This window comes from Paraglaciecola sp., from assembly GCF_030730205.1.
Taxonomy (GTDB): domain Bacteria; phylum Pseudomonadota; class Gammaproteobacteria; order Enterobacterales; family Alteromonadaceae; genus Paraglaciecola.
Genome location: NZ_JANQVQ010000314.1, coordinates 1 through 7,507 on the forward strand (window position 1 = coordinate 1; position 7,507 = coordinate 7,507).

7 protein-coding genes are annotated in these 7,507 nt (G+C 43.4%); 2 read left to right on the forward strand and 5 right to left on the reverse strand.

What is annotated here, in order from left to right:
- Positions 1–48: 48 nt before the first annotated feature.
- From NWQ57_RS20755 to NWQ57_RS20770, 4 genes are all read right to left on the reverse strand, one after another.
- A complete protein-coding gene (locus NWQ57_RS20755) occupies positions 49–756 on the reverse strand; it encodes a DUF4159 domain-containing protein (RefSeq protein ID WP_306024100.1) in 708 nt (235 codons plus the stop codon).
- A gap of 58 nt (positions 757–814) precedes the next feature.
- Positions 815–2,158, reverse strand: a complete 1,344-nt coding sequence (locus NWQ57_RS20760) for a TldD/PmbA family protein (RefSeq protein ID WP_306024101.1) — start codon at positions 2,156–2,158, stop codon at positions 815–817.
- A 37-nt stretch (positions 2,159–2,195) separates the two neighbouring features.
- Positions 2,196–3,824, reverse strand: coding sequence for a TldD/PmbA family protein (locus tag NWQ57_RS20765; RefSeq protein WP_306024102.1), 1,629 nt, complete (start codon positions 3,822–3,824; stop codon positions 2,196–2,198).
- Between the two features lie 344 nt (positions 3,825–4,168).
- On the reverse strand, positions 4,169–5,512 hold the full coding sequence (locus tag NWQ57_RS20770; RefSeq protein WP_306024103.1) for a magnesium transporter: 1,344 nt from the start codon (positions 5,510–5,512) through the stop codon (positions 4,169–4,171).
- A 439-nt stretch (positions 5,513–5,951) separates the two neighbouring features.
- Between NWQ57_RS20770 and NWQ57_RS20775 the strand changes: the two genes are divergently transcribed.
- Positions 5,952–6,245 carry a high-potential iron-sulfur protein gene (locus NWQ57_RS20775; protein ID WP_306024104.1) on the forward strand — a complete coding sequence of 98 codons (294 nt, stop codon included), beginning with the start codon at positions 5,952–5,954 and terminating at the stop codon, positions 6,243–6,245.
- A gap of 281 nt (positions 6,246–6,526) precedes the next feature.
- Entirely contained in the window at positions 6,527–6,778 is a 252-nt protein-coding gene (locus NWQ57_RS20780) for a YdcH family protein (RefSeq protein ID WP_306024105.1), read from the forward strand.
- 34 nt (positions 6,779–6,812) lie between these two features.
- Here the strand turns inward: NWQ57_RS20780 and NWQ57_RS20785 are convergent, their stop codons facing one another.
- Complete coding sequence (locus NWQ57_RS20785) at positions 6,813–7,328, reverse strand: hypothetical protein (protein WP_306024106.1); 516 nt, start codon at positions 7,326–7,328, stop codon at positions 6,813–6,815.
- Positions 7,329–7,507 lie beyond the last annotated feature (179 nt).

A 7,507-nucleotide genomic window follows, 5' to 3' on the forward strand; every position in this document is an offset into this window, starting at 1 on the left:
AAACTCTCTGTCTTAATTGTTTCTGTAGCGCGCAGTTCCTAGCTGCTTTTATGCTGTCATTGCATAAATCACGATATTAACCGCAAATTTGGTGTTATCTACTCGTAAAAAGCGCTTATTGCGAAAATCATAATCCCATTCACAACCTAAATCTTTGTTGCTGTATAACACGGCGATACGACCATTAACTTCAATGGCTTTTAAGTAGTTATGCACTAAATCATCGCCCCAACCGTTTAATTCTATAGAAGTACGCGGAGGGCCATCAAACTCAAAAAAACACGAGTAAAGAGGGTGATCATTGGGTATTTTTTGTAAGGCTTCATCACCAAACAACTCGGCCATTTGCCGCTCAAAAGACTTGGCAAACATGCCGTCTATATCGTGGTTACAATCGTCAACAAATACAAAGCCGCCATTTTCCACATAGCGTTTAAAGTTGTCTTTTTCTTCACTTGAAAATTGGACTAAACGATGTCCCGCCATATAACAAAAGGGTGCACCTAACATGGCAGGATCTGCCAAGGGGACCACTCTTTCTGTTAAGTCGACTCTCAGACTGGTGTACTCAATTAGTGAGTTAAGCACGTTGGCTGGCATTCGTTCATCGACTTCCCAGTTACCCGATTCATAACTTAAGCGAGTAAATACAAAATCATACTCAGGTTTTGACAGTGCCCAACTTAGCTTGGAAAATAACAAACCAGAGGAGAGGGCGCTACAAGCCTGAATAAATTCACGTCGTGTTATAGGCATTACAGTGATAACTTCTAAGGGCTAGGCCCAGACTCTAATGAGCTGGGCCATAGGATGTTTATACCGCGTCAGACAAACTGCTAAAGGTAAAATCACGGATCTTCATTGGTGGGATCATGTCGCCATCAATGCGTTGTGGCTCACCTAAGGCTTCAATATTATTTAACATTACGATGGGACTTTCATTAAAACGGAAATTCTTAATTGGATATTTTATTTTACCGTTTTCAATGTAAAAAGTGCCATCACGGGTCAAGCCTGTATAAAGCAGGGTTTGTGGATCCAAAGAACGGATGTACCACAAGCGCGTTACTAATACGCCGCGGCGCGTACTTTTTATCATGTCTTCCAAAGATTGGCTGCCACCGGACATGATGATATTGCCACCGCTAGGTATGTAAGGCATGCCGGTCTTTTTTGCCCAATAGGGGCTATTAGGCATGTTGACAACAGTACCGTCTTTAATCCAGTCGATGCGTTGACGTGGAAATCCATCGCTACCAAAGGGCGCGACCGGTGCAATAGGGTGTTGAGGATCAGAGTAAATATGCACTCTTTCATCAAACATTTTCATGCCGAGCTTATTTTTAGGGGCTTTTTCAAGATCTTCGCCTTCTTTAGGTTTGTAACTTAAAAAGCTACGTCCTTCGTCGGCGCCACGTTGATTAAAGCTTCGCATCATGTTGCTGATTAAGGTATTGCTGGCAGCAGGCTCCAATATAACGGTGTACTTACCCGGCTCCATTTCTTTGGCATCAACAGATGACTTGGCTTTGTGAATCGCAATGCTTGAAGCTTTGGCGGTATCTAGCAATTTTACGTCGCTATAATTCCGTGTAACCCAGCCTGAGCCTTTGCCATCTTCAGTACGAATGGTCACTGAAAAGTCGACATTGGTAGAGGTATTGTACGCAAACAAGCCACTATTATTCATGATGGCAGTAAAGCGTGTGTTTTCTTCTAAAAAGCCAGCGGCAACGAGTTTGTCTTTTTTCGAAGGCGCGATACTGTTTTGCGCGGCTTGTGCTCGGTCTTCTGGTGTGACCTTAGAGGTAGACTCAAAAAAGGTCTTAGATTCTAGGTACGTTTGTTTGCCAAAATTTGGCATCATTTCTTCGTTTTCGGGCGCCAGCTTCGCCAGTTCTTCCGAGCGGCGTACGACTTTTTCGAGCGAGGCGTCATCAAATTCATTGATGGTTGCCACCCCCATGCGCTTACCAAAGGTAGATTGAACAGCGAGGGTTACGTCACTTTCCTCGCCTGCAGTTGACACAGTGTTTCGCGCGTAACGAATGTTGCCGCCCACTGAACCGTCTAAGTTACATTCGACAGCGTCTGCCTTTGAAAAAGCGATTACTTTGGTTAACAGCGTTTTAGCTGTTTGTTCAGATAATATGGTCATCTTAGCTAAGTCCTATATTCGTTTTCGTCGGCAGCAATTACACATTACGTGCAGTGTTGATCACGTTAATATTATTAAATCGTGTGGTAGGGCAACCGTGTGACACGGCGCTAACCTGTGAAGGTTGACCCTTACCATCGAAAAACGAACCGCCTAAGCGATAATCTGATTTACCCGCTAACTGTGTGCAGCTATTCCAAAATTCTTGGGTATTAGATTGATAAGCCACATCTTCAATTTGATCAACAATCTTGCCGTCTTTGATTTCGTAAAATAATTGGCCGCCAAACTGAAAGTTATAACGCTGTTGGTCGATTGAAAATGAACCACGACCCGCGATGTATATGCCTTTTTCGACATCTTTGATCACGTCCTCAGCGGATAAGTCTTTTTCATTGGGTTTGAGTGACACATTAGACATACGTTGGAACTGCACGTCGCGCCAGCTTTGTGAATAGCAACAGCCATGTGATTCATTTTGGTCGATCATGTGAACTTGGTCACGGGTGGCTTGATAATTCACTAAAATGCCGTCTTTGATCAAATCCCATTGTTTGGTTTTAACCCCTTCATCATCGTAGGCCACGTTGCCTAAAGAATAATCTTGGGTTTTATCAGCAAATAAGTTGACGATATTAGAGCCATACTGAAAATTACCGCTCTTCCACTTATCTAAAGTGGCAAAGCTCGTACCAGCGTAGTTGGCTTCATATCCTAATACTCGGTCAAGCTCCAGAGGGTGCCCAACTGATTCGTGAATTGTTAACATTAAATGGGCAGGATCAAGGACTAAGTCGTATTTGCCCGGCTCAACGGATTTGGCTTTTAATTTTGCTTTAAGCTGTTGGCCCGCGGCTTTAGCGTCTTCGAGCATGTCATAGGAGTTGCCATAGCCTACGCTAGCGCCAGTGATTTTTATCTTGTCTTTTTCTAGGCCATCTAGGTATTCAAAGCCCATACCTACTGGATTTCCGAGGCCTGTGCGTTGTTTAAAGCCGTTTTCACCAATTGCGGTAGCGTAAAAAGGCGCCCACAAACGATGTACATCTTGGTCAATATAAGAGCCATCTGTCGAAGCAAAATACTTTTGCTCGTTGACTACAAATAAGATAGAAGTGATGTAGTTAGCGCCGTTTTCCATAGCAGCGGCATTAACCCCCAGTAATAAATCTACTTTCTCTTTAATTGGCACTTCCATGGCGTTCTTTGTAATCGGCGTTTGCCAACTGACTTCGCCAACACCTTTCACTGGTGCAAGTTGCACGGGAGTGGTTTGAAACTTAGAGTTAGCCATGGCAACGGCTACGGCACGTTCCGCCGTTTTAGCTACGCTGTCTGGGGTCATATTTGACGTAGAGGCAAAACCCCATGTGCCATTGGCAATCACGCGTACACCAATCCCGGCAGATTCTCTGTTAACAATGTTATCAACGCGATTTTCATTAGTGGTAACAAATTGGTTGAGGTAACGACCAATACGCGCATCGGCGTAAGTGGCGCCCTTTGCCTTTGCGGCATTTAAGGCTATATCAGCCAGCTTCTTTTTGTAAGCCACGTCCATGGGCTTATCTAACAATTGTTCTGCAGACACTGCGATACCTGAGAGTGGAAGCATTAAGCCACCCACACCTAAGCCGCCGAGCTTAATAAAATCTCGTCTTTGCATTGTAACTTTCCCCTGCCTAGATTGTATTTTTATAGTATTTTTTATGACACGCTGAATACTCGCTACTTTCTTAGCGTATTGCAACGCTTGAAAAATACACAAGAGATAAGCTGTCGGAATTGTGCGATAAGTACCCCAAGCTCATAGATTGAACTTGGGCAACAAGAGGATTGAGAGAGCAACAATTAATTGCGTTTATTCGCTAGCGGTAATTTTTAAGAAAATATTTAGGCACTGCCTCAAAAGTACTCAGAGTTAAGTGCATTAAATTATTGTTTTTCAATAGAAAAGGGGCGTATTGCGATTTTAGATCCACCCCTTTACTCAGCTAACATTTACCTTGCCTAAATCAAAAATAAGGTACCTAAGCCTAAAAAGGCCACAAAACCAACAATGTCGGTAATGGTGGTTAAAATAACCGAGCCTGAAAGGGCAGGGTCGATTTTTAATTTGTCTAAGATCACCGGCACAAATACTCCAGCACAGGCCGCTGCCAAAATATTAAGCAAGATAGCCACTGCAATAATGCCGCCTAGGGTTGGGTCATTAAACCAAGCAAAGGCCACAGCGCCAATGACCACAGCCCAAATAACGCCATTTAAACCACCCACTTTAAGCTCTTTGGCTAAGAGGGCTTTTAAGTTACCAGCAGTCACTTGCCTCAGGGCCAAACCCCGAATAATGAGAGTTAAGGTTTGACTACCAGCAATACCGCCCATACTTGCTACGACAGGCATCAGTACGGCTAAGGCCACCACTTGTTGCAGGGTTGCTTCAAACATACCAATAAATGCACTGGCTAAAAATGCGGTAAGCAAGTTAATACCCAACCACAAGGCTCGGCTTTGTGCACTTTTGCGCACGGGTGAAAACAAATCTTCATCTTCGTCCATACCCGCTGATGCCATCATTTGGCGCTCGTAAAACTCATTGACTAGCTCACTGGCGGTAGTGATATCTAAACGCCCAACCAGCTTGCCATTGCTGTCAATCACAGGGAGAGAGGCGTACCCGGATTTTTGCACCTCTACTGCGGCTTTTTGACAATCATCGTCGGCTTGCAGCACATGAAAGGTTTCTTCGGCTAAGTCTACCAAGGGGATATGTTCGGGTAAGCCAAATAATTTGGTGAGCTTCACTGCCTCAGAAAATTGTCCGGTGCGATTGACTAAAAATATGGTATCAACATGATCGCTGATTTCACGGCGCATCAAGCGACTTGCATCTCTGACCTTGGCATTGACAGGCAAGATCAAAAGATCGTGGATAGCCCAACGACCAATTTGTTCTTCGTCGTACTCGTTAGCCTGGTTAAAGTATTGCTTTTGCAGCTTGTCCATGGCGGCAAAAGCACGATCCATTAAGCCACTGGGTAAGGAGTCAGCTAACTCTAATAAGTCCTCAGCCTCAATATCAAAAAACAGCTCATCCCAATCTTGTTCATCGGTGGCTTTAATTAAGGTTTCACGAGGATCGCCACGCATGGCAAGCAATACGTCGAGCTTTTTATGCTGAGCAATGTTTTGCCATACATCTAAACGCTGTTGTAAGGGCAATGATTCGAGTAATAAGGCAAGTTCATCTTCATCTTTTGCCGCTACTAATTCGGTAACCGTTGGGTTTAGCCCATTTGGTTCTTCAGGTGCAGCGATGATTTCTTCAATCAAGTCGGGCAAAGGGTCTGCCATAATAACTACTCCTAAAATATTGATTCTTGGACGAAGTACAGCACGCTATTGGGCGTTCAAGTACTCAATACTGTGCCAATAAACGGGCTACCGCCTGCACATGGCTAGGCGATTGTCTGGCCACTTCTGCAAATGCAAGGGTACGGTTTGGGGAATAACAGCGAACATTGAGTTGTGAACGACACGTAGGCCCGTCGTGTTGCAACCTGACACGTAAGCACAGCGTTGAATACCAATGCTGTATCAAACACTTAGCAAAATATTAGCAGAATATTTGGACTAAAGATATTGAGTCCTTTGGGCACAGCTTATAAAAGCAAACGTTTTAAAATCCTTATTATTTTTGTGGTTACTGGCGAAATCATCGATCCAAAAGGGTTAACAGCGCGTTTAATACATTGGACATTTTTCAGTTTATAAGCAAGATAAAGGTGTTGATATGTCAAACATAAATAGACGTAAATTTTTAAAGTTTAGTGCGGGCGGTTTGGTCGGCGTAACGCTGGGCGGTGTCAGTTTGCGTGTTGCTGCTGAAGAAAGATTAAGTGAAGACGATGTGACTGCTAAAGCCCTGAAATACGTGCATAAAACCCCGGTAGAAGGGGCTGTTTGCGCCAATTGTATGCAAATAAAAGGCGCTGATGGCGAAGCGTGGCGTGGTTGTAACATCTTCCCTGGCAAATTGGTGAATGCCAACGGATGGTGTGCAGCATGGATGAAAAAACCAGCTTAATCATCAAAACTCAATAAGTTATGAAGGGGGAGGTACACCCCTTCATCATAGTCAAGCTTGACACTCGGTTCTCTCTCATACCGATTAAGTTAGCTATTGCTACTCATGGCAAGGTTTTCTCCCCATCAGGTGTGCTTTAAATCGGGATTCAATTACTACTCTGTAGCGATATCAAAAACAATACTGATTCATCGTCCGACTATGTGATTTAGATCAAAGATGCGAATTTATGCTCATGTCATAGTGAGTCTGACGTTAACGAGCTGACCTGAGGAAATAGAATGACCATTGAAAAACATGATTTACTAAAAGAGTTTCCAGAACATCACCACACTATTCGCCATCTAAAAATGAACGACAAGCATTTTGTGCGTTTGTTTGATCATTACGAAGCGTTGACCACAGAAATATACCGAATGGAAACAGGAATAGAAACCCCATCTGACGAGGTGTTAGAAGCCAAAAAACGCGAGCGAGTGGTTTTAAAAGATGAACTTTATCAATTAATCAAGAGCACTGAAGCGGCTATTTAAGCTTTTTGTTCGCCCTTAGCCATTATGGTTTGCGCTAAGGGTAAAGCCGCACAATGCCGCTATTACCTTGCCAGTCACCCACTAACCATATTTGTTCAAATGGATGGGTGCTGGGCACATCAATACAAGGCTGTAAGGCAACAATTTGCGCAGTATCCCACGCGGGGTGAGCATTTCTGATCACTAACCACACTTTCTTGGTTTTATATTGCTTGTGAGATTTATTTAATAAGATACGGTTAAGTGCTTTTAGCAGGCGCTGATTGGGCAAAGTGCTTTGTTCTAATTGTTGCAACTCTGCTCGGGTTAGCTCACTTAATTCGCGCCCTAAAATTTGCATGGCCTCTTGTTCACTGCCATATAAATGGGCAATTTCTAAATCTAAGCGTTCACCGTCTAATCGGCAACTTACATCAGGTTTATTGGGTTTATTATGCCATAAGTGACGAATATGATGACCCGTGTCGTGTTCGTACCAGCGCATAAAAATCTTAGCGGCTTGATGCTCTAATTCAATTTTTTCATGCTCACTCTGATGCAATGAAGACAATAGTCACAACCTGTTATTGGTAGTCAGTTAAGAAGATAAACGCGACTTCTGCGTTCAACACAGTCTAAGTTTACTGTAATTGCTATGCAGCAAAAAGTCGATATTAGGCGATAAACTAGCCATTTTTGTCTTGATTACCCCCGTTTTTAAAGCCATCCAACGAATCCCTTTAATAATAA